This is a genomic window from Enterobacter sp. B79-1, assembly GCF_057444735.1.
Window position 1 is genome coordinate 456719 of sequence record NZ_JBYAZJ010000001.1, and the last position, 26052, is coordinate 482770.

Below are 26052 nucleotides of genomic sequence, written 5' to 3' on the forward strand. Positions count from 1 at the left end.
GTCAGAAAGGAAAAGAGCGAGGCTATTAAACGTGATCCCCCTCACGGTTGCAAGCATGTTAATGGAACATTGCATTTTCCCCACTGGTAAGCCCAAACCGCACGGAGTTGAAGCCTTTTTTTAAAAAAGGAGTAAATAGTATGTTGTAACTAAAAAAGATCGTAAAAATACCCGACCGAAGCCGGGTAACCGTGTTAGCAAAGTGGTTTTACCGCATCACGCATCCCCTGATGAAGGATGGCATCAAGATCCAACGTAACCTGTTCTACCAATCCCTTCACCTGCGTCACATCCTGCCCCCAGTGATGACTTTCACTCAGCACCGCTTCCACCAGTGAACGGGTATCAATCTGCTTATCGTGGTGCTGTGCCCAGAGTTGCTGATAGCGGGTCAACCAGTGCGCATCATCCTGTACCGGATAGCGTTCGCCATGACGTTCACCCCGGTAAAACGCAATCAACGCGGCCAGCGCAAACGTCAGACGCGCGGGTAATTGACCCGTCGCCTGCTGCCCCGCCAGCAGCTGCGGCAGGATACGCGTGCGGTATTTGGTCATCCCGTTCAGGGCAATCGACAGCAGCTGGTGCTTGATGTAAGGGTTACGGAAACGGCCCGTCACCGCACTGGCGAACGACTCCAGCTCTTCGCGCGGCAAATCCAACACAGGAATAATTTCCTCATAAATCGCTTTTTCGACGAACGCACAAATCTCAGCATCGTTCATCGCTTCACCAACCGTATCCAGACCGGCCTGGAAGGCTACCGGTACCAGCGCGGTGTGCGCCCCGTTCAGGATAGCCACTTTGCGCTCTTTGTACGGCTTAATGTCATCAACGATGAGCACGTTGAGCGGGAATTTATCCAGACGCAGCTCGGCGGCAAGTGATTTTGGCCCCTGAATCACGAACAGATAGAAATGTTCAGCGGTATCGATAAATCCATCGTGATAGCCAAGCTGAGCTTCCAGCGATGCCACTTCGTCACGCGGATAACCGGTAACGATACGGTCAACCAGCGTAGAACAGAAGCTATTGGCGTCATTCAGCCACTGGATAAACGCCTGCGGCAACGCCCACTCCTGCGCATAGCGCAGCACCAGTTCGCGCAGTGCTTCACCGTTGTAGTCGATAAGCTCGCACGGAATGATAATCCAGCCTTTGTCCGCTGCGCCGTTAAAGTGGCTAAAGCGCTCAAACAGCAGTCGCGTCAGTTTCGCCGGATAGCTTACCGCCGGGGCATCGTCGAATTTGTCAGCGGCGTGATAGCTGATACCGGCTTCCGTGGTGTTCGAGAAGACAAAACGCATATCGGGGTTGTGGGCCAGCGTCAAAAACTCATCATAGTGATCGTAGACGCTGATTTCACGGTTAACGGAGCGGATAAGACGCGCATCGCTTACCGCCTCGCCCTTCTCATTCAGACCCCGAATGATGGTGGTGTACAAACCATCCTGGGTGCTGAGCGATGGCGGGAAATCGCTCTGGATCGGGCGAACAATCACCACACCGGCGTTAAGCTCGGTATGCTCGTTTAACAGGTCGATTTGCCAGTCAACGAACGCACGTAAGAAGTTACCTTCGCCAAACTGAATGATACGTTCAGGGTAGAGAGCACCGGGGAAATCACGTCGGTTGAGTGTGTTCACATTGGGGTCCTTTTCGATTAGTCATACAGCCTGATAAGATTGGTGTAATAACTTATCAAACCTTTCAGACCAGAACCCCTGTTTGGATCAACTCATCAGGCAATTGTGAAAAATAATCACAAGAATTTATAGAAGACGGATGTGGCCGTCATCGCACCGTCTGGCATCAGGGCGTAGCGCGGGATCTCCCCCACTTTTTGCCAGCCCGCCCGCTGGTAAAAGCTCTCCGCGCCGCTACCGGTGGAGGTATCCAGCACCAGAACCGATAGCCCTTTTTCGCGCGCAATCGCTTCAAGGGTCTCCATCAGCGCCATAGCCGCCCCTTTACGGCGGGCCTTTTCGTGAACCAGCAGTTTTGCGACATCCGCACGGTGCGGCTGATTTTCCGGCTGATCGGTGATGAGCTGTACCGTTCCAATAATGCCGTCCTGCTCATCAACGCACGCCAGTACGGTACGCTCATGACGGCCAACGCTTTCAGCAATCCCGCGCCAGAACGTGCGCGCTTTGTCGTGACTAAAAGGCAGCATAAAGCTGACGGATGCGCCGCCGTTAACACAGTTTTCGAGGATATCGGCCAGCGCATCGATGTGGGACAGAATGTGGTCCCGGGAGAGGGTTTTAATATGCAGTGGAGAGTTCATGTTTTGTCCTTTTAATGAATCTCTCCAGATTGCTATTAACATTTCCGTAACGCAATAACCTAATACATAGGATTTCGTTATCTCTCAGTATGTCTCTGCTGTTTCATGGAATACATTTTCCGATCGGCATTTTTAAGCCACTGCTGAATATCGTTGCTGTTATGGTCGAACTCACTCAAGCCCCAGGAGAAATGCAGCGACCAGGGGTGCAGTTGACGCGCGTTATAGCTCTCTACCTGTTCGATCAAATACTGCATGGCGATCCAGGCGCCCTGCTCATCCGTATCGGCAAACAGCACCGCGAATTCGTCACCGCCAAAGCGAACCAGCAGATCGGCCTCGCGGAAAGAGGCCTGCATGAGGGAAGCCATCGCTTTCAATGCTTTGTCGCCCTCCTCGTGGCCGTAACGATCGTTGATCTCTTTAAAACGATCGAGATCCAGCCATCCCAGGGTTAGCGGCTCCGCCCGACGTCTGGCGACAGAGAGGGTGAAACGAACAAACTGGTTAAAGCCGCGGCGATTGTATAAACCGGTGAGTTCGTCGGTGGTTGCCGCGCTGACTGCGGCAAATTCATCTTCCGCCAGCGCGCCCAGGTCCCCGAGTACGGCGAGATCCGCCGCGGAAAATTCACGTGGCGCGAAATCGATTAGGCACAGAGACCCAACGCTCGCCCCGTCACGCAAGCGCAGCGGAAAACCCGCGTAGAAGCGAACCCTTGGGTCGCCTGCCACCAGCGGATTATCGGCAAAACGGTCGTCCTGAAGCATATCACTCACCACCAGCGGCGCTTCGCTGAGGATCGTGTGACCACAAAAAGAGATATTGCGCGGAACGGTGTCAGGTGCCTGTCCGTCGGCAGATTTCACAATAAGTGAATGTTCATCAATGAGATTGACCATTGCCAGCGGCACCTGGAAAAAACGTTTAGCCAGACGCGTCAGCCGGTCAAATGCCACGGAATTGTCGATTTCAAGAAGGCCAGACTCGCGCAGCGAGTTCAGGCGTTCTGTTTCATTAGCGGGGTTTTCAGGTGCTTTCATAACGTCTCCTGACGCTTTGCGTTATTAAAAGCGTAGCTTAAACAGAGACATTGTCAGTGTGCGAATATTCTGTTCTTGCCTTCACGCTTGGCATGGTAAAGGGCACTATCGGCGGCCTGCAGCCAGTCGGCAACGCTGCTTGTATCTCGCGTTGCGCAGGCGATACCGATACTGAGGGTGCAATGCACGGCCTCTTGCGCCACATCCTTCATTACTGCCGCCGCGTCCATAATGCGGGTAGCCACAATCTGGGCCTCATCCACGCTGGTATCCGGGAGCAAAATGACAAATTCATCGCCCCCCAGACGCGCTGGGGTATCTGTAGGGCGCGTGGCCAGATGCAGGATCTTCGATACCGTCGCCAGCATCGCGTCGCCCACCTTATGGCCAAAGCGGTCATTTACATCTTTAAAGTTGTCGATATCAATAAACATCAAAGCAGATTCGCGGCACGTCTGACGAAGTTTATTCAGTTCATGATCGATGCGTTTTTCCAGCAGACGACGGTTGGCGATATCCAGCAGCGGATCCATCATGGCGATCCGTTCCAGCTCGCGGCTTTTTATCCGTAAGCGCTGCGCAATACTGTCAGTCAGCATGCTCATGGCCAGCAGGTAGATGGCGATCAGCGGTAAGGTGGCAAACATTGTCCGCTGGGAAACATACCCGTCTACCTCCATCCCCTGCGTCAGCCAGGTCACCAGGAATACGACCAGCATCAGAGCGGCGGCCTTTTTCAGCAGCGTAATACCGCCTGCAGAAAGCCTGTCTGAAAGCAAAATGGTCGCAATCACGACCGACGTAAGCGGATTAACCGCCATCATCGCGATCCAAAAGCCCCCGGCGCCTGCATCAAGCACCAGGTGCTGGTGCTCGGTCGCCAGTGGCGTCGGTGAACGACGCGCCCGCAGCCAGGCCACCGTTGGCCAAATAAAGGCATTCGCCCCTAGCAGGATCATCAGCCAGACCGAGCGATGATGTTCAATCAATACGGACAGGACAGGAATAAAACAGAGAAATGTGCCGAGTAAACGCATTAGATACATACGTTTGACAAACCGACGACCGGGTAAGCGAGGCTTGGGACTAAGTTTGTCAGTGGCATTCATACTAAGATTTTTCCGATATGTTTCTTGCGGTATCTTATTGAGCTTAAAAATACCTAGCAAGCAATTTATCTTTTAATCATATATATCAAGGCCGCTTTCTCCCTGTATGGGGATGAACAACAGGATAATCCTACGTCTGCGTCATGCATTCATTTGTATGACCAGCCAGTGATGGATCACGGTGACGATATACTGCTGCTGCTGCGCCGTAAGCTCGATATCCGGCGGAATGCTGTGCCATTTTGCCAGGCAGCCACGACAGCACGTGGCAGTGGCGTGCTGAGCAATAAACACCGGATGTCCACGCATCGGCGTTTGCTTACCGTCATTCGCGGGATGGGCTGGGGCAAGGCGCTGAGCAACAAAATCCGCCGCATGGCGATCGATGGTCTCAGCCCCTTTTTCCCAGCAGTATTGCCGCTCTTTCGGCCCCAGTCGAAAGCGCGACCGAAACGTCGAACGCGACAGGCGCGCAAATAATGGATCCAGGTTCGACATCAGTAAACCGAGCGCCCCAACCGTTGGGTCAGTCGTTCCAGTGCCGCCACACCTGCCAGTGAATTTCCCGTTTCATCGAGTTCCGGACTCCAGACGGCAATCGCCATCTCGTGGGGAACGATGGCCACGACCCCGCCGCCCACACCGGATTTTGCCGGTAAGCCGACACGCCAGGCGAACTCACCGGCATTCTGGTACATCCCGCTGGTTGCCATCAGCGCGTTCACCTGACGGGCCTGCATCGGCGACACCACCTCCTGATCGAGATGCGGTGCATGCCCCTGATGCGCGAGGAACAGGAACGTTTGCGCCAGTTCAACACAGTTCATTTCAAGCGCACAGTAATGGAAGTAGTTTTGCAGAACCGTCGCAACATCGTTGTGGAAATTGCCAAAGGATTTCATCAGCCAGGCTATCGCCGCATTGCGCGCCGAGTGCTCAAACTCCGAGCGCGCGACCACCGGATCGTAGGCAATGCTCTGCACGCCAGAAAGCTGGCGCACGATTTCGAGCATTCGCTGGCGAGGCGCGCTGAGGCGGCTTTGCAGCATATCGCACACCACCAGCGCCCCGGCATTGATAAAAGGATTACGCGGTTTACCCTGTTCCATTTCAAGCTGCAGCAGCGAGTTAAATGGCTGACCGGAGGGATCTTTACCCACACGTTGCCAGAGCTCGTCTTCTTCATACTGACGCATTGCCGCCACCAGGCTCAGCACCTTTGAGATGGACTGAATCGAGAATCGCTCGGTCGCATCACCGGCCTGGAAACGCTGTCCGTCTACCGTGCATATGGCGATACCCAGCTTATTACCGCTGACCGAGGCCAGCGCCGGAATATAGTCGGCAACCTTCCCCTTTCCGATTAACGGTCGGACCTGCGCCAGAATTTCGTCCAGCATCTCATTATGGATAACCGCAGCCACACTTTGCTCCTTGCCCTCAGGCTAAAACGGGCTGCGAGTATAACAGAGGCTTATATATGGCGTCAGGCGGGAAGACGAAAACGCGAGACGGCTTCCAGCAAATTATCGGACTCCTGATGCAAACGCGCAGAGGCATCCGATGCGTCAGACACCAGCGCATCCGTCTGCCGCGATACCTGATTCAGGGCGTGAAGCTGGCGAGTCATCTGATGAATACTCTCCCCCTGGCTCAGCGTGGCGTCTGAGATGTCATTCAGCAGGCTGCTTAAATTCGCCACCAGCCCGGTAACCTGCTGCAGGTTATCTTCCAGCCGGTTAACCGCTTTTGAGCCATCATGAATCCCCTGCAAAGAGTGATTGATCAGCGCCTGAATGGTCTGCGTAGAATGACTGCTTTTGCGAGCCAGCAGCCCGACCTCGCGGGCGACCACGGCAAAGCCGCGTCCCTGATTGCCCGCATGCGCCGCTTCAATGGCCGCGTTCAGGGCAAGAATATTGGTCTGGAACGCCACGCTGTCGATCATCGCTACGATCCCGCGCATCTCAGAGGATCGGTCAACGATCGCCTGCATGGAGGCATTCACCGTTGACATCATCTGGTCGCCGCCTGCCGCAGCCTGACGCGCCTCATCTGCGCGGGCGCTGGCAAGTTTCGCATAGCCGGTGTTGCCTTCAACATGCGTTTCCAGCGCGGCGATATTCGCCGTGACATCCTCAAGCTCTTTCGCCTGACGTACAGACTGCTGATACAGCTTCTGATTCCCCTGTGCCAGGGAGCCAATGTTCTCGACCATCGAGGTCGTGGCGTGGCTGACCTGCGATACCAGCTGCTGTAGCCCATGCTGCAGGGTATTAACACTGCCGCTGAGCTGACCAATCTCCCGGTTGAAGCAGGCTACAGCTGGCGGTGTACCGGACAGATCGCCCGCAGAAAGCTGGTTGATATGTGCAATCAACCGACGCAGCGGCGTAATGACCCACTTTGCCATCCCGAACCAGACCAGAATGGCAATCACCAGCAGAACGACGGGCGCAAACAGGAATAGCGTTTGCAGGCCTGAAAGCTGCGACACCAGCGTCTGCCGCCCTTGCAGGGCCTGTTTCTCGCTCAGCTGCTGGTAACGCGCATAGTTATCATTAAAGTCGGTCTGAAACGCCTGTGCAGGAACAGCAAAAAAGGCATCAATGGCGTTCGTTTTAATCAGCCCTTCCGCCTGCTCTTTAATGGCACCGTAGAAAAGCTGGTAGCTGTTCACCAGCGCCTCGTCTTTCGCCGGATGGAGTGCCAGCCACGCCGTCCATGCCTGATGAGAGTCGTCCAGCGCCTTTTGCGCCTCGTCCATCAGACTGTGCCAGCTCCCTTCCGAGCCGGTCTCCTTATCCTGCATAAACCAGACGCCGGAGCGGTTAAGCAAATCGCTTGCGGCCAGCAGGGAAACGCGCGCCTGATCCAGCTTGCCCTGCTGCTGATACGCCAGCTGGTTATGCTGTTCGTTGCGCTGGGCTTCTTTCAGAGAGGCGGTGAGCAGAAGCGTGGAGGAGAGTTGCAGTGCGGAGAAAAGCCCAATAATACAAAAAATGCCGGCCAGCAGACCAAATTGACGGGGGATGACGCGCTGCGCAATACGGCGAAAAATTTGCGTTAGGTTCATAATTTTCTTCTGTAACAATACGTTAGACGCGAGCGAGTCTACGAAACGAAAATGACAGAACCATTGCAGATACATGACAACAGCCCGCGTAATGAGGGCCGTAATCACAGATGGGCGATAAATTACACGCGATCCTTCCAGACCGTCTGCACGTTACAGAACTCATGCAAACCGAAATGTGAAAGCTCACGACCGAAGCCGCTCTTCTTCACGCCGCCAAAAGCCACGCGGGCATCGCTGGCGCTGTAGCCATTGATAAACACCCCGCCGCACTCCAGCTCGCGAGAGAATGTCTCCGCCAGCGCGTCGTTTGCGGTAAAGACCGTGGCAGACAGACCAAAGTCACTGTCGTTAGCCAGCGCTAAAGCATGCTCCGCATCCCTGGCGATCGTAATCGCCGCCACCGGGCCAAACAGCTCCTGGCGGAACGCGGTCATGTTCGGGTTGACGTTGCCGAGCACGGTTGGCGCATAGTAGTTACCCTCACCAGCCAGTTTCTCTCCGCCCAGCAGAAGGGTCGCCCCTTCTGCCAGGGTGGCCTGCACCTGCTGATCCAGTTCATCACGCAGATCGAAGCGCGCCATCGGGCCAAGATAGTTCTCTTCCGTCTCCGGCGAGCCCATCTTCAGCGCCACAACCGCGGCGACAAAGCGTTGGGTAAAGGCATCAGCTACCCCCTGTTCCACGATAAAACGCTTCGCCGCCGCGCAAACCTGTCCGGTATTTTGATAACGCCCCGCCACTGCGGCTTTCACCGCCAGATCCAGATCGGCATCGTTCAGGACGATAAAGGGGTCGGAACCGCCCAGCTCCAGCACGCATTTTTTGAGCGCCGCGCCCGCCTGAGCGCCAATTGCCGCCCCGGCACGCACGCTGCCGGTGACGGTAATCGCAGCGATACGGCGGTCGTTAATGGCCTGGCTGACGCCGTCGTTGGTGGCGTTTACCCAGCCAAACACGCCCTGAGGAAAACCGGCATCGGCAAAAATCTGCGCAATCAGCTCGGCGGAGCCGAGCACGTTCGGAGCGTGCTTGAGCAGGTAGCTGTTCCCCGCCAGCAGAATGGGAACCGCGCCGCGCAGCACCTGCCAGAGCGGGAAGTTCCACGGCATTACTGCCAGAATCGGTCCCAGCGGACGGTACTCGATGACCGCGTTGTGATCCTCGACCAGCGTGGGTTCAGCATTCAGCATTGCCGGGCCATGTTCGGCATACCAGTCGCACAGGCTGGCGGATTTAGCCACCTCGCCGCGCGCCTGCAAAATGGGTTTGCCCATTTCGCGGGACATCATCCGCGCCATCTCTTCACCCCGGTTACGCAAAGCCGCGCCCAGATCGCGCAGCTTCTGCGCGCGATGGGAAACGCTTTCGCGACGCCACTGGCGAAAGCCCGTATCGGCCTGGGAAATGGCGCGTTCTACATCGTCGGCCGTCGCCCAGGGATACGTGGCCAGGGTTTCGCCCGTCGCCGGGTTAACAGAGCGTGCATGAGTAGCAGATGAAAGGGTCATGATGTTCTCCTCGCAATAACAGTTGATTCATTGTGGCCCACTCTGCTATTTCTTAAAAATGAATAATACTGACCACCTTATTCACGAATCGAGAACGCTATGGACTTAACTCAGCTTGAAATGTTTAACGCTGTCGCGCTAACCGGCAGCATCACCCAGGCGGCGCAGAAGGTGCATCGCGTGCCGTCGAACCTGACCACCCGCATCCGCCAGCTTGAAGCAGATCTCGGCGTGGAGTTATTTATCCGCGAGAACCAGCGTTTGCGCTTATCGCCAGCCGGGCATAATTTTCTGCGCTACAGCAGGCAGATCCTGGCGCTGGTTGACGAGGCGCGGATGGTCGTGGCCGGGGACGAACCGCAGGGGCTGTTTGCCCTCGGCGCGCTGGAGAGCACCGCCGCCGTGCGCATCCCGGAGAGTCTGGCGCAGTTTAACCAGCGCTATCCGCGCATTCAGTTTGCACTGTCCACCGGGCCATCCGGGACGATGATTGATGGGGTACTGGAAGGTACCCTGAGCGCCGCATTTGTCGACGGGCCGCTATCCCATCCGGAGCTGGAAGGGATGCCGGTTTATCGGGAAGAGATGATGCTGGTGACGCCCGCCGGGCATGCTGAAGTCTCAAAAGCCACCCAGGTCAGCGGCAGTGATGTTTACGCTTTTCGCGCGAACTGCTCCTATCGCCGACATCTGGAAAGCTGGTTTCACGCCGACAGAGCCACGCCGGGGCGGATTCATGAGATGGAGTCGTATCACGGCATGCTCGCCTGCGTGATTGCCGGGGCCGGCATCGCATTAATGCCCCGATCCATGCTGGAGAGCATGCCGGGGCACCATCAGGTTGCAGCGTGGCCGCTGGTGGAAAACTGGCGCTGGCTCACCACCTGGCTGGTGTGGCGACGCGGGGCAATGACCCGTCAGCTTGAAGCCTTTATAGCGCTGCTAAACGAACGTCAACCACCAGCGCCTTCTCCATAAACAGGCTCAGCGGGTCTTCGACGTACGGGGCAAACGCCGGACGCAGTTCGTATCCGCACTGCTGATACAGACGGATAGCGGCATGCTGTTTGATCCCTGTCTCGAGCCGGACGGTATGGCATTCACGGCTCAGGGCTTCATCCTCAAGGGCGGCCAGCAGCTTTTCCCCAAGATGTTGTCCACGGTGCGTCGGGTCGATATACACCCGCTTCATCTCTCCCGTGCCGTCACCGTTCAGCACCACGGCGCCACACCCTACGGCATTGAGCTGCTGGTCGCGAATAATCATTAAAATCAGGGACGCGTCCGGCAGATTAGCCAAAGCGAGCAGGTGGTTGCTTTCGGCGGGGTAAAGTTCGCTCTGATAGCGGTCAAGGGCCGCGATCAGATTAAGGATGTCGGGATGACGGGCAGATTCAGAGGTGATGGAATACATGGCAGGCTCCTTGCTATTTTTCTTTTAACATAGCGCAGACCTGCCAGGGTGTTTCATAGCATTAACTTATATCGCTATCAGCTAGCGCAAGAAGATCCGTCCCTTCAGATACAGTGTCGCCTGCCCGCCAATCAGCACGCGGTCGCCCTTCAACTCGCAGCGCAGATCCCCGCCACGGGCTGACACCTGGCGGGCATTCAGAGACGTTTTACCCAGTTTTTCGCTCCAGTACGGAATCAACATGCTGTGCGCCGACCCCGTCACCGGATCTTCCGGCACGCCTTCACCCGGACAGAAGAAGCGGCTGACAAAGTCATACGCGTCCCCCGGTGCCGTGACGCAGACCATTTTATCCAGCGGGATCATTGCCGCGATATCCGGCGTTAAGGCTTCTACCTGCTGCTGGCTTTCCAGCACCACCATGTAATCGCGCCCTGCGCGGACCTCTTTCGCGCCGCTGATGCCCAGCGCGCTGAAGAGTAACGCGGGCGGATTGTCGACAACCTCCGTCGACCATGCCGGGAAATTGAGCGTCAGCCAGTCTCCGTTGCGCTTCACCGTCAGGTCGCCAACAAAACGCGTTGAGAAGGTGATTTCGGTATGCGGGTAGTCGAGATATTCAAAAATGACGTGGGACGCCGCCAGCGTCGCATGTCCGCAGAGGTTAATTTCATCAAGCGTGGTAAACCAGCGCAGCTCAAAGCCGTTATCCGTACGCACGAAGAAGGCCGTTTCCGACTGATTATGCTGCTTCGCCATGTTGAGCAGCGTCTCATCCGGAAGCCACTCTTCCAGCGGGCAAACCGCCGCCGCATTACCACCGAACGCCCTGTCGCTGAAGGCATCTACCAGATAAAAATCAATTTCCTGCATGGTCTCTTCCTCTTTTTTTCTAGCGCAGAAATACTGTGCCTTTCAGATATAGTGATGCCTGGCCGCTCATCATCACGCGCGAGCCTTTCAGTTCACAGCGCACATCACCGCCACGGGCCGACACCTGACGCGCAAACAGCGTCGTTTTTCCCAGCGTTTCACTCCAGTAAGGAATGAGCATCGTATGCGCAGAGCCGGTGACAGGATCTTCAGGTACGGCAACGCCCGGTGAGAAGAAACGGCTGACGAAATCGTACTCACCCTCCCCACGCGCGGTGACGGCAACTTTATGTTCTCCTGGCGTCATCGCGGAATAGTTTGGCGTCATGGCTTCCACCTGCTCACGATTTTCCAGCACCACCACCCAGGCGCGCCCCTTTCGGGCTTCAACGTAGCGGTTGATCCCCAGCGCGGCGAGCATCTCTGCCGGCGGGGTCAATTCCTGCGTCGGACAGGCCGGAAAATCGAGCGTCATCCAGTCACCTTCCCGGCTGACCGTCAGGCGGCCCGAGGCGGTCTCAAAGTGAATGCGCGAGTCCGGGTAGTCCAGCTCGTTAAATAGCACATACGCAGCGGCAAGCGTCGCGTGTCCGCAGAGATTGACCTCGGTTAAGGTGGTAAACCAGCGCAGCTCAATCCCGCCTTTACTGCACACGAAGAACGCGGTTTCGGACTGGTTATGCTGCTGCGCCATGCTGAGTAACGTCTCATCCGGTAGCCATGCCTTTAGCGGGCAAACCGCCGCCGGATTGCCACCAAATGAGGTATCACTAAACGCATCTACCAGATAAAAATCAATCTCCTGCATCGACTTACCGCCTGTTATCGTTGTGTTGTTCTTTATCTTCACGGAAAACCTCGCCCGCTGCTACCGCTGTGGCACGGTAAATTTTGTGATTCAGGTCACATTATGGTTGAGTTTTCGCCGTTTAAAGCTTTAAGATCGTCTCCTCATCGTTAATCAATCCCAGACATCTTTATGACAACAAACACGGTTTCCCGCAGGGTCGCGTGGCTACGTGTGGTCACGCTCGCCATCGCTGCGTTTATTTTCAATACCACTGAATTTGTTCCGGTTGGGCTGCTGTCTGACATCGCCGACAGCTTCCAGATGGAGACGGCGCAGGTGGGCATTATGTTGACCATCTACGCCTGGGTGGTGGCGCTGATGTCGCTGCCGTTTATGCTGCTGACCAGCCAGATGGAGCGGCGAAAGCTGCTGATTGGCCTGTTTGTGGTCTTCATCGCCAGCCATGTGCTGTCATTCATGGCGTGGAATTTTACGGTGCTGGTCGTTAGCCGCATCGGTATTGCCTTTGCCCATGCGGTGTTCTGGTCGATTACCGCGTCGCTCGCTATTCGCCTGGCACCGGCGGGGAAACGCGCGCAGGCGCTGAGCCTGATTGCCACCGGTACCGCGCTGGCGATGGTGCTCGGCCTGCCGATTGGCCGCATTGTCGGGCAATACTTCGGCTGGCGTACCACCTTCTTTGCCATCGGCATGGGGGCGCTGATCACGCTGGTCTGCCTCATCAAGCTGCTGCCAGCATTGCCGAGCGAACATTCCGGCTCGCTGAAAAGCCTGCCGCTGTTGATGCGTCGCCCGGCGCTGATGAGCATTTATTTACTTACGGTGATTGTGGTCACCGCCCATTACACGGCCTACAGCTACATTGAGCCGTTTGTGCAGGTTGTGGCGGGCTTTAGCGCCAATTTCGCCACGGTTCTGCTGCTGATTCTGGGCGGCGCGGGCATTATCGGCAGTATTCTGTTTGGTAAGCTCGGCAACCAGCATGCGTCTACGCTGGTGAGCAGCGCCATTGGCCTGCTGCTGGCGTGCCTGCTGTTGCTGATGCCTGCCGCGGGCAGCGAAAGTCATCTGGCGATCCTCAGCCTGTTTTGGGGCGTAGCAATCATGATCATCGGTCTGGGCATGCAGGTGAAAGTGCTGGCGCTGGCACCGGATGCCACGGACGTCGCGATGTCGCTCTTCTCGGGAATTTTCAATCTGGGGATTGGGGCGGGCGCGCTGCTGGGAAATCAGATTAGCCTGCATGTGTCGATGTCGGCGATTGGTTATCTGGGGGCGATCCCTGCGCTGGTGGCGCTTATCTGGTCGCTGCTGATCTTCCGTAAATGGCCGGTGGCGCTCGAGGAACAGGGCCAGCACGGGTGAGCCTTCTTGCCGGGTGGCGGCTTCGCCTTACCCGGCCTACAAACCCGTGATAACATAGGCCGGGTAAGCGCAGCGCCACCCGGCAATGACCTCAGTGATAGGTCTTAATAATTTCCAGCACGCCGTTAATAATAAACTGCACGCCCATACACACCAGCAGGAAGCCCATCAGACGGGAAATCGCTTCAATCCCGCCCTTTCCTACCCAGCGCATAATCGCACCGGAACTGCGCAGGGATGCCCACACGATAATACCGATAAGCGCGAAAATCAGCGGTGGCGCAACCGTCAGCACCCAGTCCGGGAAGGTGGAGCTATCACGCACCGTTGAGGCGGAGCTGATGATCATCGCAATCGTTCCCGGCCCCGCCGTACTCGGCATCGCTAAGGGGACAAAGGCGATATTCGCGCTGGGCTCTGTTTCCAGCTCTTCGGATTTGCTGGCCGCTTCCGGTGATTCATGCGCTTTTTGCGCGGGGAACAGCATACGGAACCCGATAAAGGCCACAATCAGCCCCCCGGCGATACGCAGGCCGGGAATCGAAATCCCAAAGGTGTTCATCACCAGCTGTCCGGCGTAATAAGCCACCATCATAATGGCAAACACATAGACAGAGGCCATCATCGACTGATGATTGCGCTCTGCGCTGTTCATGTTCCCTGCCAGCCCCAGAAACAGCGCCACCGTCGTTAACGGGTTCGCCAGCGGCAGCAACACCACCAGCCCGAGGCCAATTGCTTTAATCAAATCCAACATAGTGCGTCGTTGTCCTTATCCATATTCATCCCCGCAATTATAGGGTGAAAGTGTGTCCTTCAGCCATGACCACAACGTAACCATTATTTTCTCACTGCAATGATAACCCTGCGTTATGTATATGATTTGAAAGCACTCAAAAAAAGTTCATGAAACGTTTTAGCAATTCGTGGCATCTGTCGATTCATTCAGTTGACTTATACTTGCCTGAGCAATAATATCTGCCGTGACTAAACTACTTGCCAGGGCAACCATTGTGAAAAGCACCAGCGATCTCTTTAACGACATCATTCCACTGGGCCGTCTTATTCACATGGTTAACCAGAAAAAAGATCGCCTGCTCAATGACTATCTGTCACCGCTGGATATCACCGCAACACAGTTCAAAGTGCTGTGTTCCATTCGCTGCGAAGTGTGTATCACGCCGGTTGAGCTGAAAAAGGTGCTCTCTGTCGATCTGGGTGCGTTAACCCGCATGCTGGATCGTCTCGTCTGCAAAGGATGGATAGAACGAAGCCCTAACCCGAATGACAAACGCGGCGTGCTGATCAAACTGACCAGCGACGGCGCGGCCATGTGTGAGCAATGTCATCAACTCGTAGGACAAACACTGCATCAGGAACTAACAAAAAACTTAACGGCAGATGAAGTGGCAACGCTTGAGCTTTTGCTTAAGAAAATACTGCCGTAAACAGAAAAAGAGGTATGACGATGTCCAGACGCAATACTGACGCTATCACCATTCATAGCATTTTGGACTGGATCGAGGACAACCTGGAATCGCCGCTCTCCCTTGAAAAAGTGTCAGAGCGTTCAGGTTACTCAAAATGGCACCTGCAACGGATGTTCAAAAAAGAGACCGGTCATTCATTAGGTCAATATATTCGCAGCCGCAAGCTGACGGAGATTGCCCAAAAACTGAAAGAAAGCAATGAGCCGATCCTTTATCTGGCGGAGCGTTACGGATTTGAATCGCAACAAACCCTGACGCGCACGTTTAAGAACTACTTTGATGTGCCGCCTCATAAGTATCGTATCACCAGCATGCCGGGTGAATCCCGATATCTCTATCCGTTAAAACACTGTAGTTAAACAACGCCTGTAAAGACGTACCGAGGAAATCATGAAAGTTACCGTCTCCGCCGCCCTCGCCTTGCTGGTGCTGTTTTCCAGCCAGACCTTCGCGGAGCAAACGCCCAGTGCAACGCAGCAAAATAATCGTGACACGATGATTTTGCCGTCAGCACATGACCAGTCACCTTTTGATTTCAACCATATGGGGGCTGGTAGCGACAAATCCGACGAATTAGGCGTGCCGTATTACAATCAGCACGGCTTCTGATTCGTTTTGCCCCGCCTCTGCGGGGCTTTTTTGTGCCCTAATTTCGTACTCGCGCCGCCCGACGCACGCGCAAACCAAACACGTTGATGTAGAGTCCACCCATGATCAGCACCGCGCCAAAGAGCTGCAGCGCGCTGAGTTTTTCATCCAGCAGCAACGCCGCGCTGGCCAGCCCCACCACGGGTACCAGCAAAGACAGTGGCGCCACCCGCCAGGTTTCGTAGCGACCCAGCAGCGACCCCCAAATGCCATAGCCGATAATCGTGGCGACGAACGCCAGATAAATCAGCGACAGGATTGTTGTGAGATCGATCTCGACCAGGCTTTTCAGCATCAGATCCGGGCCGTCCAGAATAAACGATGCCGCCAGAAACGGGATTACAGGGATCAGCGCACTCCACACCACCAGAGACATCACCGCCGGGCGCGCCTCGTGCTGCATAATCAGCTTGTTGAAGATGTTTCCGCAGGCCCAGCTCAGCCCTGCCGCCAGCGTGAGCATAAAGCCCAGCAGGGCCACATGCTGACCGTTCAGGCTGGCTTCAATCAGCACCAGCACGCCAAACACCGCCAGCGTGATCCCCGCCAGCTGTTTACCCTGTAAACGCTCACCAAATACAAACGCGCCGAGAATAATGGTAAAGAACGCCTGCGCCTGCAGAACCAGCGAGGCCAGACCGGCGGGCATGCCGAACTTAATGGCGCAGAAGAGAAACGCAAATTGACCAAAACTGATGGTCAGACCGTAGCCCAGCAGCAATTTCAGGGGGATTTTTGGACGCACCACGAAAAATAGCGCCGGGAACGCCACCAGCATAAAACGTAAACCGGCCAGCATCAGCGGAGGCATATTGTGTAACCCCAGCTTGATGACCACGAAATTAAGCCCCCACACTACGACCACCAGCAACGCCAGCAGCCCGTCTTTACGCGTCATACCCTGCCCCTGAATTATTAATAATTTGTTAACACTTCAAGGTAACAGAAAAAATAGCACCACGAGAAGATCATTAATTCTGGCAGTCAGGCGAAGCACTTAGGGATAAATTAGGCGCTATACAAGCCCCTTATGTCGTGATACTCCTTTTATAACACAACAAAAAAAGCATAAGCATTTGTCGGGCAGGAATATGAAACCATCTCTCAGGCGCTCTACCGCAGCGCTGCTGGCATCGTCATTGTTATTAACAATTGGTCGAGGGGCAACGCTGCCGTTTATGACCATTTATCTCACGCGCGCGTATAGCATGAGCGTCGAGAATATCGGTTATGCGCTGACCATTGCGCTGACCATTGGCGTCGTGTTCAGCTTAGGGTTTGGTATTCTGGCCGATAAGTTTGATAAAAAGCGCTATATGCTGATCGCCATTGTGGCGTTTATTGCGGGCTTTGTGGCCATTCCGCTGGTGAATAACGTCACGCTGGTGGTGCTGTTTTTTGCGCTGATCAACTGCGCCTATTCCGTCTTTTCGACGGTGCTGAAGGCCTGGTTCTCCGACGTGCTCACCACGAGCCAAAAAGCGCGCGTCTTCTCGCTGAACTACAGCTTCCTGAACATTGGCTGGACGATCGGACCGCCGATAGGCACCCTGCTGGTGATGTACAGCCTGCAACTCCCGTTCTGGCTGGCGGCCTTCTGCGCCGCGCTGCCGCTCGGCTTTATCCATTTCTTTGTGCAGAAAAGCGTTGCGCTGGATACCGCCGAGGAGAAGATGCCCTGGCAGCCGTCGGTATTGCTGAAGGACCGCGCCCTGTTCTGGTACACGCTGTCAGGCCTGCTCGCGTCTTACGTCGGGGGATCGTTTGCGACCTGCATTTCGCAGTATGTTCTGGCCGCGCATGCAGACAGTGATTTCGCCGAAAAGGTGGTCGCCGTGGTATTGCCCGTCAATGCAGCCGTGGTGGTGACGCTGCAATACGCCCTCGGGCGTAAAATTTCAGCCAACAACATTCGCCCGCTGATGACCGTTGCCACCCTGTTTTTCATCGTGGGTCTGGGCGGGTTTATGCTCTCCGGTGAAAACCTGGTTTACTGGGGCATCGCTGCCGCGATCTTTACCCTCGGGGAGATTATCTATGCACCGGGGGAATATATGCTGATCGACAACATCGCCCCGCCGGGAATGAAGGCGAGCTATTTCTCCGCCCAGGCGCTGGGCTGGCTGGGCGCGGCGGCGAACCCGATGATCACCGGGCTCATCCTGACCCATCTGCCGCACTGGTCATTGTTTGTGATTATGATGGCCGCCATCGTCATCGCCTGGCTGATGATTTTGCGTGGGATGAGCGTGAAAGCGTGGTGCGACGCGCCCAAAGTCGCGTAGCCATGTAGGCCGGGTAAGGCGAAGCCGCCACCCGGCAACAACAACAGCAAAAGCAACCACTTAGTGGTGCAACATCTCTTCAACCACCTGTTCTTTGTACATCTCGTTCGGGTAGTACGTCGGCCAGTTATCCATCTCTTTCAGCAGCGCCTCGTGGGAGGTATTGCCCATGAAAAGATGGAAGTGTGAAGAGGCTTTCGGTCCAATGATATGGTCGCTGAACTGAACAAACTTCGGTGCCTTGCTGCTGGCATCCTTACACTCAAACAGATAGCGAACGCCTTTTTTCCCCGAGGCGTAGGTCAGGATTTTGTAGCCGCTGTAGTCGTAGTGACAGCGGCTTACCGTTTCCCCCTGGTGGAATTCCATCACGTTATTTTCGATGCCGATAGATCCCACGTCCGTTGCGTAGCCCGTCCGGTAATAGGCTTTCACCGCCTCAACGGATTTGTGGTCCTTCTCCGCTTTCTTCTTAAATACCGGATCGAGCGAACCGTCCAACAGGAACGGATAGACGGATTGCCAGGTGCCGTCCCAGTCCGACAGCTTTCTGTCCTTCACGTCTTTATTCTCAAACACGCCGTTCGCCGCCTTCTGTTCCGCCTCGGTCATCTGGTGACCATGCGAATGGGCAAACAGCTGGCCGCTGACCAGCAGCGCCCCCAGAGTCATGGCAATTTTTCCAATATGTGCAGCCAAAACAAAACCCTCATTCCGTTTTATAAGAATGAGGATGTTATATCATAACATATCAGATCGCAACCAGACCGCGAACGCCCTCCTGCTCCATATTTTCACCACGCCCCTGCTGAATAATGGTGCCGCGCGACATCAGCAGATAGCTGTCGGCCAGCTCGGCGGCAAAGTCGTAAAACTGCTCAACCAGCAGAATCGCCATATCGCCGCGATCCGCCAGCGAGCGGATCACCTGCCCAATCTCTTTGATAACCGATGGCTGAATGCCTTCCGTCGGCTCATCGAGGATCAGAAGCTGGGGACGGCTTGCCAGCGCGCGTCCAATCGCCAGCTGCTGCTGTTGTCCCCCGGAGAGATCACCCCCGCGGCGGTGTTTCATCTCTTTTAACACCGGAAACAGCTGCCAGATCTCATCCGGCACCTGCTTCGCGTCGCGGGCGGAAAAGCGTGACAGTCCCAGCAGCAGATTCTCTTCAACGGTTAAGCGCGGGAAAATCTCACGCCCCTGCGGGACATACGCCACGCCAGCGCGCACCCGCTGGTGCGGCTTGCTGTGGGTGATTTTCTTGCCCTGCCAGACGATGTCACCGCTTTTCGCCGGGATCAGCCCCATCAGACACTTCAGCAGCGTGGTTTTACCGACGCCGTTGCGCCCCAAAAGACAGGTGACCTCGCCGCTAAGAGCCTGAAAGCTCACGCCGCGCAGAATATGGCTGCCGCCGTAGTATTGATTCAGTTCGTTAACCTGTAGCATTACGGCTCCTTAGCGTCCCAGATAGACTTCAATCACCTGCTCGTTGGCCTGTACCTCACGAAGCGAACCTTCCGCCAGCACGCGCCCCTGATGCAGCACCGTCACCCGATCGGCGATGGTTTCCACAAACCCCATGTCATGTTCCACCACCATCAGAGAGTGCTTGCCCGCCAGCGTTCTGAACAGTTCTGCGGTGTATTCGGTTTCCGCGTCCGTCATTCCGGCGGCAGGCTCGTCCAGCAGCAGCAGATGCGGATCCTGCACCAGCAGCATACCGATCTCCAGAAACTGTTTTTGCCCGTGAGAAAGCAGCCCGGCGCGGCGGTCGCGCTCGCTGCTGAGCCGCAGAAGCACCAGCATTTCATCAATGCGATCGACCTGTTCGCCGTTTAGCTTTGCCCGCAGACTCGCCCAGACGGATTTGTCGGTTTTCATTGCGATTTCGAGGTTTTCCCACACCGTCAGCGCTTCAAACACCGTAGGTTTCTGGAATTTACGCCCAATCCCCTGTCGGGCAATAGCGGCGGGATCGAGCAGGGTCAGATCGACAGACTGGTCATAGCGCGCTTTGCCGCTTTGAGGCCGCGTTTTGCCCGTGATAACGTCCATTAACGTCGTTTTGCCCGCGCCGTTAGGCCCAATTACGCAGCGCAGTTCGCCCACGCCAATATTGAGCGTGAGATCCGTCAACGCCTGAAACCCGTCAAAATTGACGTTGATGGCCTCAAGCTGTAACACGGGATCGGTCTGTTCCCGGTAGCGGTCACCGGGCAGCTGCCGGGTGAATAATCCGTCAGATGGCTGCATTATTTCTCCCCCTTACGCAACAGGCCGTAGACGCCGCGCGGCAAGAACAGCGTGACGGCGATAAAAATCAGCCCCAAAAACAGCTGCCAGTACTCCGGCATCGCGACGGTGAAGAAGCTCTTGGCGCCGTTCACCAGCGCTGCGCCAATCACCGGACCGACCAGCGTGCCGCGCCCGCCCAGCGCCACCCAGATAGCGGCTTCAATCGAGTTGGTCGGCGACATTTCGCCAGGGTTGATAATGCCCACCTGTGGGACGTACAGCGCACCCGCCAGACCGCACAGCACCGCGGACAGCGTCCACACCAGCAGCTTGAACCCGCGCGGATCGTAACCGCAGAACGTCAGGCGGTTTTCCGCGTCACGCACCGCCGTCAGGATGCGGCCAAACTTGCTTTTCGCCAGCGCAAATCCTGTGCCTAATGCCAGAATCAGTAGCAACACGGTCGCCAGAAACAGCGCGATGCGCGTGGCGGTCTCCGTCACCGGAAATCCGAGCAGAGTCGTAAAACCGGTAAAGCCGTTATTGCCGCCAAAACCGGTCTCGTTACGAAAGAACAGCAGCATGCCCGCGTAGGTCAGCGCCTGGGTCATGATGGAAAAATAGACCCCTTTGATTTTTGAGCGGAAGGCAAACCAGCCAAACACCAGCGCCAGCAATCCCGGAACCATCACAATCAGGACCAGCGCCCAGGCAAAGTGCTGGGTGCCCCACCAGAACCACGGCAGCTCGCTCCAGGAGAGAAAGGACATGAACGCAGGCAGACCGTCACCCGCCGCCTGGCGCATCAGGTACATCCCCATCGCATAGCCGCCAAGGGCAAAGAAAATGCCGTGCCCCAGCGAGAGCATGCCTGCGTATCCCCACACCAGATCGAGCGCAACGGCCACGATGGCATAGCAGAGGATCTTGCCAATCAGCGTCAGCATCCAGGTCGAAAGCGCCAGGGGATGCGTGGCGGGCAGCAGCGCGAAAAACGGTAAGATCAGCAGACACGCCACCAGCAGGCTGCCCGCAATCTGAGTCGTGCGCGGTGCTTTACGCGCCATCGTTAAGGTAAGTGGCTGGCTCATCAGTCAGTAACCCTCCCTTTTAAGGCAAAGAGTCCCTGAGGGCGTTTCTGAATAAACAGAATGATTGCCACCAGAATCAGGATCTTGCCGAGTACCGCACCCATCTGCGGTTCGAGAATTTTGTTGAAAATCCCCAGGCCAAACGCCGCCGCCACGCTACCGGCCAACTGGCCCACGCCGCCCAGCACCACCACCAGGAACGAGTCGATGATGTAGCCCTGGCCCAGCTCCGGCCCCACGTTCCCCAACTGGGAAAGCGCCACGCCGCCCAGACCGGCAATGCCGGACCCCAGCCCAAACGCCAGCATGTCGACGCGCCCGGTAGGCACCCCGCAGCAGGCAGCCATGCTGCGGTTTTGGGTCACCGCGCGGACGTTCAGGCCAAGACGGGTTTTGTTCAGAATCAGCCAGGTGAAGAACAGCACCAGCAGCACAAAACCCAGCACCACAATGCGGTTCCACGGCAGCGTCAGGTTGGCGAACACCTGCACGCCTCCGGAAAGCCAGAACGGGTTTGCCACCTCCAGGTTTTGTGCCCCAAACGTCATGCGTACCAGCTGGATAAGCATCAGGCTGATCCCCCATGTCGCCAGCAGCGTTTCCAGTGGACGTCCGTAAAGATGGCGGATCACCGTGCGCTCGAGAATCATTCCGATGCCCGCCGTCAGGCAAAAGGCCACGGGCAGCGCAATAACCGGATAAAGCGCCAGCCACTGGGGCAGAAATTGCGCCATCACCTGCTGCACCATCCAGGTGGCATACGCCCCTAACATCAACATTTCACCATGCGCCATGTTGATGACGCCAAGCAGTCCGTAGGTGATCGCCAGCCCCAGCGCAGCCAGCAGCAGGACAGAGCCCAGAGAAAGCCCCATAAATGCTTGCCCAAGCAGGTCGCCCCACATCAGACGGTGCTGAATGTGGCTCAGGCTCTCGGCAGCGGCCGCACGCACCTTCGCATCCGGCTCCGTCTGCGGTTGGGTAAACGGCGTGATTTTTGCCTGCACGTCCGGGTCGTCGGATTGACCCAGTAGTTCAATAGCCTGAAGACGGGTCTCCGCCAGTGGACTGGCAAGCTGGAGGTTCGCCAGCGCCAGCAGCAGGGACTGCCGCGTCACATCATCCGTTTCGAGACTGACCCTTTTTTGCAGAAAACCGAGCATATCTGGCTGGATATCCCGCTGGAGCTGCCGGGCTGCGCCTCGCCTTTCTGTGACACTGTCACTTATAAGTTGGTGTGTCGCCAGGGCAGTCGCCGCCAATACACGGAGTCGGTTGGTCAGGCGTACGGCTTTGGTAGCGCCTTCTGCCGCCGTTGCCGCCCCGAGCGGCACCATCTCGCCGCCGTGCCTGGCAAAGGCATGTTTCTGGCCGTCGATAAACAGGCTTTCAGCTTGCAGCGCCTGAAGCAGCGGCATCCTTGCCGCATCCGGTGAAGCCGCCCACGCGGACAGCAATGCTGCTTGCTGCGTGCGGTTAGCAGCAACAAAATTATCGGCATCCGATGCCTGCGCCATCCCTGGCAGCAGTCCGGTAAGCCATACAAGAGCGATGAACATGCGCATGGCGTTCATGACGTTTCTCCCTGCGGTAATGGCTTAGTTACTGGCGGTTTTCATCGGCTGGTCAGGCTTTTTGTCATTTCCGGCGATGAACGGGCTCCACGGCTGGGCGCGCACCGGCGCGTCGGTTTGCCAGACCACGTTAAACTGGCCGTTACCCTCGATTTCCCCAATCATGACCGGCTTATGCAGGTGGTGGTTGGTGGCGTCCATGGTGAGCGTAAACCCAGACGGCGCTTTAAAGGACTGGCCCGCCATCGCGGCACGCACTTTATCCACGTCGGTTGTGCCTGCTTTTTCGACGGCCTGCGCCCACATGTGAATGCCCACATAGGTGGCTTCCATCGGATCGTTGGTTACGACGGTATCGGCATTCGGCAGCTTGTGCGCTTTGGCGTAGGCTTTGTAATCCGCCACGAAGGTCTGGTTGGTTGGGTTATCTACGGATTCGAAGTAGTTCCACGCCGCCAGGTTCCCCACCAGCGGTTTGGTGTCGATCCCACGCAGCTCCTCTTCACCGACAGAGAACGCCACCACTGGAACATCGGTAGCCTTCAGCCCCTGGTTAGCCAGCTCTTTGTAGAACGGCACGTTGGAATCGCCGTTGATGGTCGACACCACCGCCGTTTTACCGCCAGCGGAGAATTTCTTAATGTTGGCTACGATGGTCTGGTAATCGCTGTGACCAAACGGGGTGTAAACCTCTTCAATGTCTTTATCCTCAACGCCTTTTGAATGCAGGAAGGCGCGCAGGATCTTGTTGGTGGTGCGCGGATACACGTAGTCCGTCCCCAGCAGGAAGAAGCGCTTCGCCGCGCCGCCGTCTTCGCTCATCAGGTACTCCACCGCCGGGATCGCCTGCTGGTTCGGCGCCGCACCGGTATAGAAGACGTTCGGTGACATCTCTTCACCTTCGTACTGAACCGGGTAGAACAGCAGGCCGTTCAGCTCCTCAAACACCGGCAGCACGGATTTACGCGACACCGACGTCCAGCAGCCGAACACCACCGCCACCTTATCCTGGCTGATGAGCTGACGGGCTTTCTCGGCAAACAGCGGCCAGTTCGACGCCGGGTCAACCACCACCGGCTCCAGTTTCTTGCCCAGCACGCCGCCTTTGGCATTGATCTCATCAATCGTCATCAGAGCAACGTCTTTCAGAGGCGTCTCGGAGATCGCCATCGTGCCGGACAGCGAGTGCATAATTCCCACTTTGATGGTATCGGCAGCCTGCACGCCAAAACTCATTCCCATCGCGACCACGGAGGCCGACAGTGCAAAAGCTTTTAACAAGGTACGACGGTGCATATTTTCACTCCTGAAAAGAAAGCTGTGCGAAAGCGTCCGATACCGCAGGGACGCAGATAAACAAGGTGTCAGCTTCAGGAGAGCAAAAAGGATGCCAGAATGGAGAAAGCGGAATGGCGGGAGATGAGGCGCGGGTTGTAAAGAGAACGACTCAGAATGAATCAGCGCTGCACTTTTATAATGCAGCGCTGGAGGAGGCTTACCAGACTTCGCTGGCGATCTGCGTCACCAGACGCACTTTGTCCCACTGCTGGGATTCGCTCAGGCTGTTGCCCTCTTCTGTCGAGGCAAAGCCGCACTGCGGGCTAAGGCAGATTTGTTCCTTCGCCACGTATTTCGCCGCTTCTTCCAGACGCGCCTTCACCCCTTCCGGGTTTTCCAGCTCGCCGTTCTTGGTGGTGATAAGGCCCAGTACCACCTGCTGCTTGCCCGGACGCACGAAACGCAATGGCGCAAAGTCGCCGCTTCGGTCGTTGTCGTATTCGAGGAAGAACGCGTCAACGTTGACCGTCCCGAAAAGCACCTCGGCCACTGGCTCATAGCCGCCTTCGGAAATCCAGGTCGAACGGAAGTTACCGCGACAGACATGCAGCCCGATGGTCAGATCGTCAGGCTTGCCTTCGAGCGCTTTGTTCAGCACGCGGGCATAGATCCGCGCCAGTTCATCGGCATCATCGCCGCGCTCGCGGATCTGGCGTCGCTGGTCGTCCGAGCAGAGATAGGCCCAGACGGTATCGTCCAGCTGAAGATAACGACAGCCCGCGTCGTAAAACGCGCGGATGGCATCGCGCCAGGTGGTCGCCAGATCGTCAAAATAATCAGACAGATCGGGGTAAACCGTGGTGTCGATATCTTTACGTCCCCCGCGGAAATGCAGCACGCTCGGGCTTGGAATGGTCATCTTCGGCTGCGCGTGCCCGCTGATGCTTTTCAGGTAGCGGAAATCATCAAGCATCGGGTGCTCGCCAAAGCCCAGCTTGCCCGTCACGCGAACGCCGTGGGCTTTCGTCTGCACGCCGTTGAACTGAATGCCCTGCTGTGAATCGTAACGCTCCACGCCCTGCAGGCCGTCGAAGAAATCAAAATGCCACCAGGCGCGGCGAAACTCACCGTCAGTGACGACGTGTAGCCCGCAGGCGCACTGCTGTTCAACAACATGGCGGATGGCCTCATCTTCTACCGCACGAAGTTGCCCGGCATCAATTTCGCCGTTGGCAAATTTCTGGCGAGCCTGCTTGATGGCATCCGGGCGTAAAAAACTGCCAACTACATCGGCGCGGTACGGGGCGTGTTGTCGCTGCATGGAAATCTCCTCTGTCTGTCGGCAATGGTTGCCAACAGTGATAATTCATCATTTGAATTTTTAGACTTCTGGATGTCTAAATGTCCAAAAAAGATGTCATATCTGCCGCATTCCGGCAAACGAGAAAATTTCACCTGTGTTGAAAAAAATTCATCTTCACAGTGAAACGGGCGATCCTTCATGAGCAAACGTGAACCCTTCGTCTTCCCACCCGGTAATCCCTCCGAGCATGATTTTTACCTGCAGCCCAAGGCGTGCGAGCTTAAGCGCGGCCCTGTCTGCACCGTTACAGTGAGGCCCGGCGCAATACACGACAAACAGCGTACCGGCAGGCCATTGCGCCATGCGCTCTGCGGAAATCTGGCTCCAGGGTAAATGCAGCGCGCCGGGGACGTGGCGACGGGAAAACTGCTCTGCTTTACCCACCACGTGCAGCAAAACAAAGTCCTGTTCACTGTTTGCAATGGCATGATGAACATCAGCACAATCGGTCTCGACGCTCAGCCTACGCAGAAAATGGGCAACGGCTTCCTGCGGTTCTGCTGCCGGGATTTCAGTAACATAGCTCATGATCCTTCCTCATCTTGGGTGTTTGTGTTAACACTACTCTATCCAGAAATTCAGCCAGTGAATG

27 protein-coding genes are annotated in these 26052 nt (G+C 56.2%); 6 read left to right on the forward strand and 21 right to left on the reverse strand.

Going from position 1 to position 26052, the window contains the following annotated elements:
- Positions 1 to 194: 194 nt before the first annotated feature.
- The 8 genes from AC2T6E_RS02230 to sad all read right to left on the reverse strand — a co-directional run bounded on the left by AC2T6E_RS02230 (position 195) and on the right by sad (position 9029).
- Complete coding sequence (locus AC2T6E_RS02230; RefSeq protein WP_214593997.1) at positions 195 to 1646, reverse strand: tagaturonate reductase; 1452 nt, start codon at positions 1644 to 1646, stop codon at positions 195 to 197.
- A gap of 116 nt (positions 1647 to 1762) precedes the next feature.
- Entirely contained in the window at positions 1763 to 2290 is a 528-nt protein-coding gene (locus tag AC2T6E_RS02235) for a GNAT family N-acetyltransferase (RefSeq protein WP_214593998.1), read from the reverse strand.
- A 77-nt stretch (positions 2291 to 2367) separates the two neighbouring features.
- Positions 2368 to 3333 (reverse strand): sensor domain-containing diguanylate cyclase, encoded by a 966-nt coding sequence (locus AC2T6E_RS02240; RefSeq protein WP_265185837.1) that lies wholly within the window; start codon positions 3331 to 3333, stop codon positions 2368 to 2370.
- A 53-nt stretch (positions 3334 to 3386) separates the two neighbouring features.
- On the reverse strand, positions 3387 to 4379 hold the full coding sequence (locus AC2T6E_RS02245; RefSeq protein ID WP_458666882.1) for a sensor domain-containing diguanylate cyclase: 993 nt from the start codon (positions 4377 to 4379) through the stop codon (positions 3387 to 3389).
- 204 nt (positions 4380 to 4583) lie between these two features.
- Positions 4584 to 4940: a DUF4186 domain-containing protein gene (locus AC2T6E_RS02250; protein WP_348572642.1), complete on the reverse strand. Its 357-nt coding sequence runs from the start codon at positions 4938 to 4940 to the stop codon at positions 4584 to 4586.
- Positions 4940 to 5866 carry a glutaminase B gene (glsB, locus tag AC2T6E_RS02255; protein WP_148400686.1) on the reverse strand — a complete coding sequence of 309 codons (927 nt, stop codon included), beginning with the start codon at positions 5864 to 5866 and terminating at the stop codon, positions 4940 to 4942. The genes AC2T6E_RS02250 and glsB overlap by 1 nt, the downstream gene beginning before the upstream one ends.
- Positions 5867 to 5928: 62 nt before the next feature.
- Positions 5929 to 7518: a methyl-accepting chemotaxis protein gene (locus AC2T6E_RS02260; protein ID WP_486690399.1), complete on the reverse strand. Its 1590-nt coding sequence runs from the start codon at positions 7516 to 7518 to the stop codon at positions 5929 to 5931.
- A 122-nt stretch (positions 7519 to 7640) separates the two neighbouring features.
- Positions 7641 to 9029, reverse strand: coding sequence for a succinate-semialdehyde dehydrogenase (sad, locus tag AC2T6E_RS02265; protein ID WP_486690401.1), 1389 nt, complete (start codon positions 9027 to 9029; stop codon positions 7641 to 7643).
- Positions 9030 to 9128: 99 nt separating this feature from the next.
- On the opposite strand from sad, the gene ptrR reads away from it, so the two are divergent.
- Positions 9129 to 10007 carry a putrescine utilization regulator PtrR gene (ptrR, locus tag AC2T6E_RS02270; RefSeq protein WP_010431127.1) on the forward strand — a complete coding sequence of 293 codons (879 nt, stop codon included), beginning with the start codon at positions 9129 to 9131 and terminating at the stop codon, positions 10005 to 10007.
- Here the strand turns inward: ptrR and AC2T6E_RS02275 are convergent.
- From AC2T6E_RS02275 to AC2T6E_RS02285, 3 genes are all read right to left on the reverse strand, one after another.
- The gene (locus AC2T6E_RS02275; RefSeq protein ID WP_486690403.1) at positions 9961 to 10443 is read right to left on the reverse strand and encodes a GNAT family N-acetyltransferase; all 483 of its coding nucleotides are present in this window, start codon (positions 10441 to 10443) and stop codon (positions 9961 to 9963) included. The genes ptrR and AC2T6E_RS02275 overlap by 47 nt on opposite strands.
- An 81-nt stretch (positions 10444 to 10524) precedes the next feature.
- On the reverse strand, positions 10525 to 11316 hold the full coding sequence (locus AC2T6E_RS02280) for a PhzF family phenazine biosynthesis protein (protein ID WP_174339538.1): 792 nt from the start codon (positions 11314 to 11316) through the stop codon (positions 10525 to 10527).
- A gap of 19 nt (positions 11317 to 11335) precedes the next feature.
- Entirely contained in the window at positions 11336 to 12124 is a 789-nt protein-coding gene (locus tag AC2T6E_RS02285; protein ID WP_486690406.1) for a PhzF family phenazine biosynthesis protein, read from the reverse strand.
- A gap of 171 nt (positions 12125 to 12295) precedes the next feature.
- On the opposite strand from AC2T6E_RS02285, the gene AC2T6E_RS02290 reads away from it, so the two are divergent.
- Positions 12296 to 13492, forward strand: coding sequence for a sugar transporter (locus tag AC2T6E_RS02290; protein WP_100166674.1), 1197 nt, complete (start codon positions 12296 to 12298; stop codon positions 13490 to 13492).
- A gap of 91 nt (positions 13493 to 13583) precedes the next feature.
- On the opposite strand, the gene AC2T6E_RS02295 is transcribed toward AC2T6E_RS02290, so the two are convergent.
- Positions 13584 to 14249 (reverse strand): MarC family NAAT transporter, encoded by a 666-nt coding sequence (locus tag AC2T6E_RS02295; RefSeq protein ID WP_010431105.1) that lies wholly within the window; start codon positions 14247 to 14249, stop codon positions 13584 to 13586.
- 256 nt (positions 14250 to 14505) lie between these two features.
- Here AC2T6E_RS02295 and marR point away from each other — a divergent pair, with 256 nt between their 5' ends.
- The 3 genes from marR to marB are packed head-to-tail and all read left to right on the forward strand — an operon-like array spanning position 14506 to position 15591.
- Positions 14506 to 14940, forward strand: a complete 435-nt coding sequence (marR, locus tag AC2T6E_RS02300) for a multiple antibiotic resistance transcriptional regulator MarR (protein ID WP_010431103.1) — start codon at positions 14506 to 14508, stop codon at positions 14938 to 14940.
- 20 nt (positions 14941 to 14960) lie between these two features.
- Positions 14961 to 15341, forward strand: coding sequence for an MDR efflux pump AcrAB transcriptional activator MarA (marA, locus tag AC2T6E_RS02305; protein WP_001303241.1), 381 nt, complete (start codon positions 14961 to 14963; stop codon positions 15339 to 15341).
- Between the two features lie 31 nt (positions 15342 to 15372).
- Entirely contained in the window at positions 15373 to 15591 is a 219-nt protein-coding gene (gene marB, locus AC2T6E_RS02310; RefSeq protein WP_010431092.1) for a multiple antibiotic resistance protein MarB, read from the forward strand.
- Between the two features lie 37 nt (positions 15592 to 15628).
- On the opposite strand, the gene eamA is transcribed toward marB, so the two are convergent.
- Positions 15629 to 16528, reverse strand: a complete 900-nt coding sequence (eamA, locus tag AC2T6E_RS02315; RefSeq protein WP_316466149.1) for an O-acetylserine/cysteine exporter — start codon at positions 16526 to 16528, stop codon at positions 15629 to 15631.
- A 193-nt stretch (positions 16529 to 16721) separates the two neighbouring features.
- Between eamA and ydeE the strand changes: the two genes are divergently transcribed.
- Positions 16722 to 17915, forward strand: coding sequence for an efflux MFS transporter YdeE (gene ydeE, locus AC2T6E_RS02320; protein WP_316466148.1), 1194 nt, complete (start codon positions 16722 to 16724; stop codon positions 17913 to 17915).
- 60 nt (positions 17916 to 17975) lie between these two features.
- Here the strand turns inward: ydeE and zinT are convergent, their stop codons facing one another.
- The 8 genes from zinT to AC2T6E_RS02360 all read right to left on the reverse strand — a co-directional run bounded on the left by zinT (position 17976) and on the right by AC2T6E_RS02360 (position 25988).
- Positions 17976 to 18614: a metal-binding protein ZinT gene (zinT, locus tag AC2T6E_RS02325; RefSeq protein WP_427353627.1), complete on the reverse strand. Its 639-nt coding sequence runs from the start codon at positions 18612 to 18614 to the stop codon at positions 17976 to 17978.
- A gap of 52 nt (positions 18615 to 18666) precedes the next feature.
- The gene (gene urtE / locus AC2T6E_RS02330) at positions 18667 to 19365 is read right to left on the reverse strand and encodes an urea ABC transporter ATP-binding subunit UrtE (protein ID WP_421512270.1); all 699 of its coding nucleotides are present in this window, start codon (positions 19363 to 19365) and stop codon (positions 18667 to 18669) included.
- Between the two features lie 9 nt (positions 19366 to 19374).
- Positions 19375 to 20172, reverse strand: coding sequence for an urea ABC transporter ATP-binding protein UrtD (gene urtD, locus AC2T6E_RS02335; protein ID WP_010431077.1), 798 nt, complete (start codon positions 20170 to 20172; stop codon positions 19375 to 19377).
- Positions 20172 to 21245 carry an urea ABC transporter permease subunit UrtC gene (urtC, locus tag AC2T6E_RS02340; protein ID WP_010431075.1) on the reverse strand — a complete coding sequence of 358 codons (1074 nt, stop codon included), beginning with the start codon at positions 21243 to 21245 and terminating at the stop codon, positions 20172 to 20174. The genes urtD and urtC overlap by 1 nt, the downstream gene beginning before the upstream one ends.
- Complete coding sequence (gene urtB / locus AC2T6E_RS02345) at positions 21245 to 22819, reverse strand: urea ABC transporter permease subunit UrtB (RefSeq protein ID WP_486690412.1); 1575 nt, start codon at positions 22817 to 22819, stop codon at positions 21245 to 21247. The genes urtC and urtB overlap by 1 nt, the downstream gene beginning before the upstream one ends.
- Positions 22820 to 22843: 24 nt before the next feature.
- Entirely contained in the window at positions 22844 to 24115 is a 1272-nt protein-coding gene (gene urtA / locus AC2T6E_RS02350) for an urea ABC transporter substrate-binding protein (RefSeq protein ID WP_089598465.1), read from the reverse strand.
- A 199-nt stretch (positions 24116 to 24314) separates the two neighbouring features.
- Positions 24315 to 25418 (reverse strand): cobalamin-independent methionine synthase II family protein, encoded by a 1104-nt coding sequence (locus AC2T6E_RS02355; RefSeq protein ID WP_312957725.1) that lies wholly within the window; start codon positions 25416 to 25418, stop codon positions 24315 to 24317.
- Positions 25419 to 25574: 156 nt separating this feature from the next.
- Positions 25575 to 25988: a rhodanese-like domain-containing protein gene (locus tag AC2T6E_RS02360; RefSeq protein ID WP_174339534.1), complete on the reverse strand. Its 414-nt coding sequence runs from the start codon at positions 25986 to 25988 to the stop codon at positions 25575 to 25577.
- Positions 25989 to 26052 lie beyond the last annotated feature (64 nt).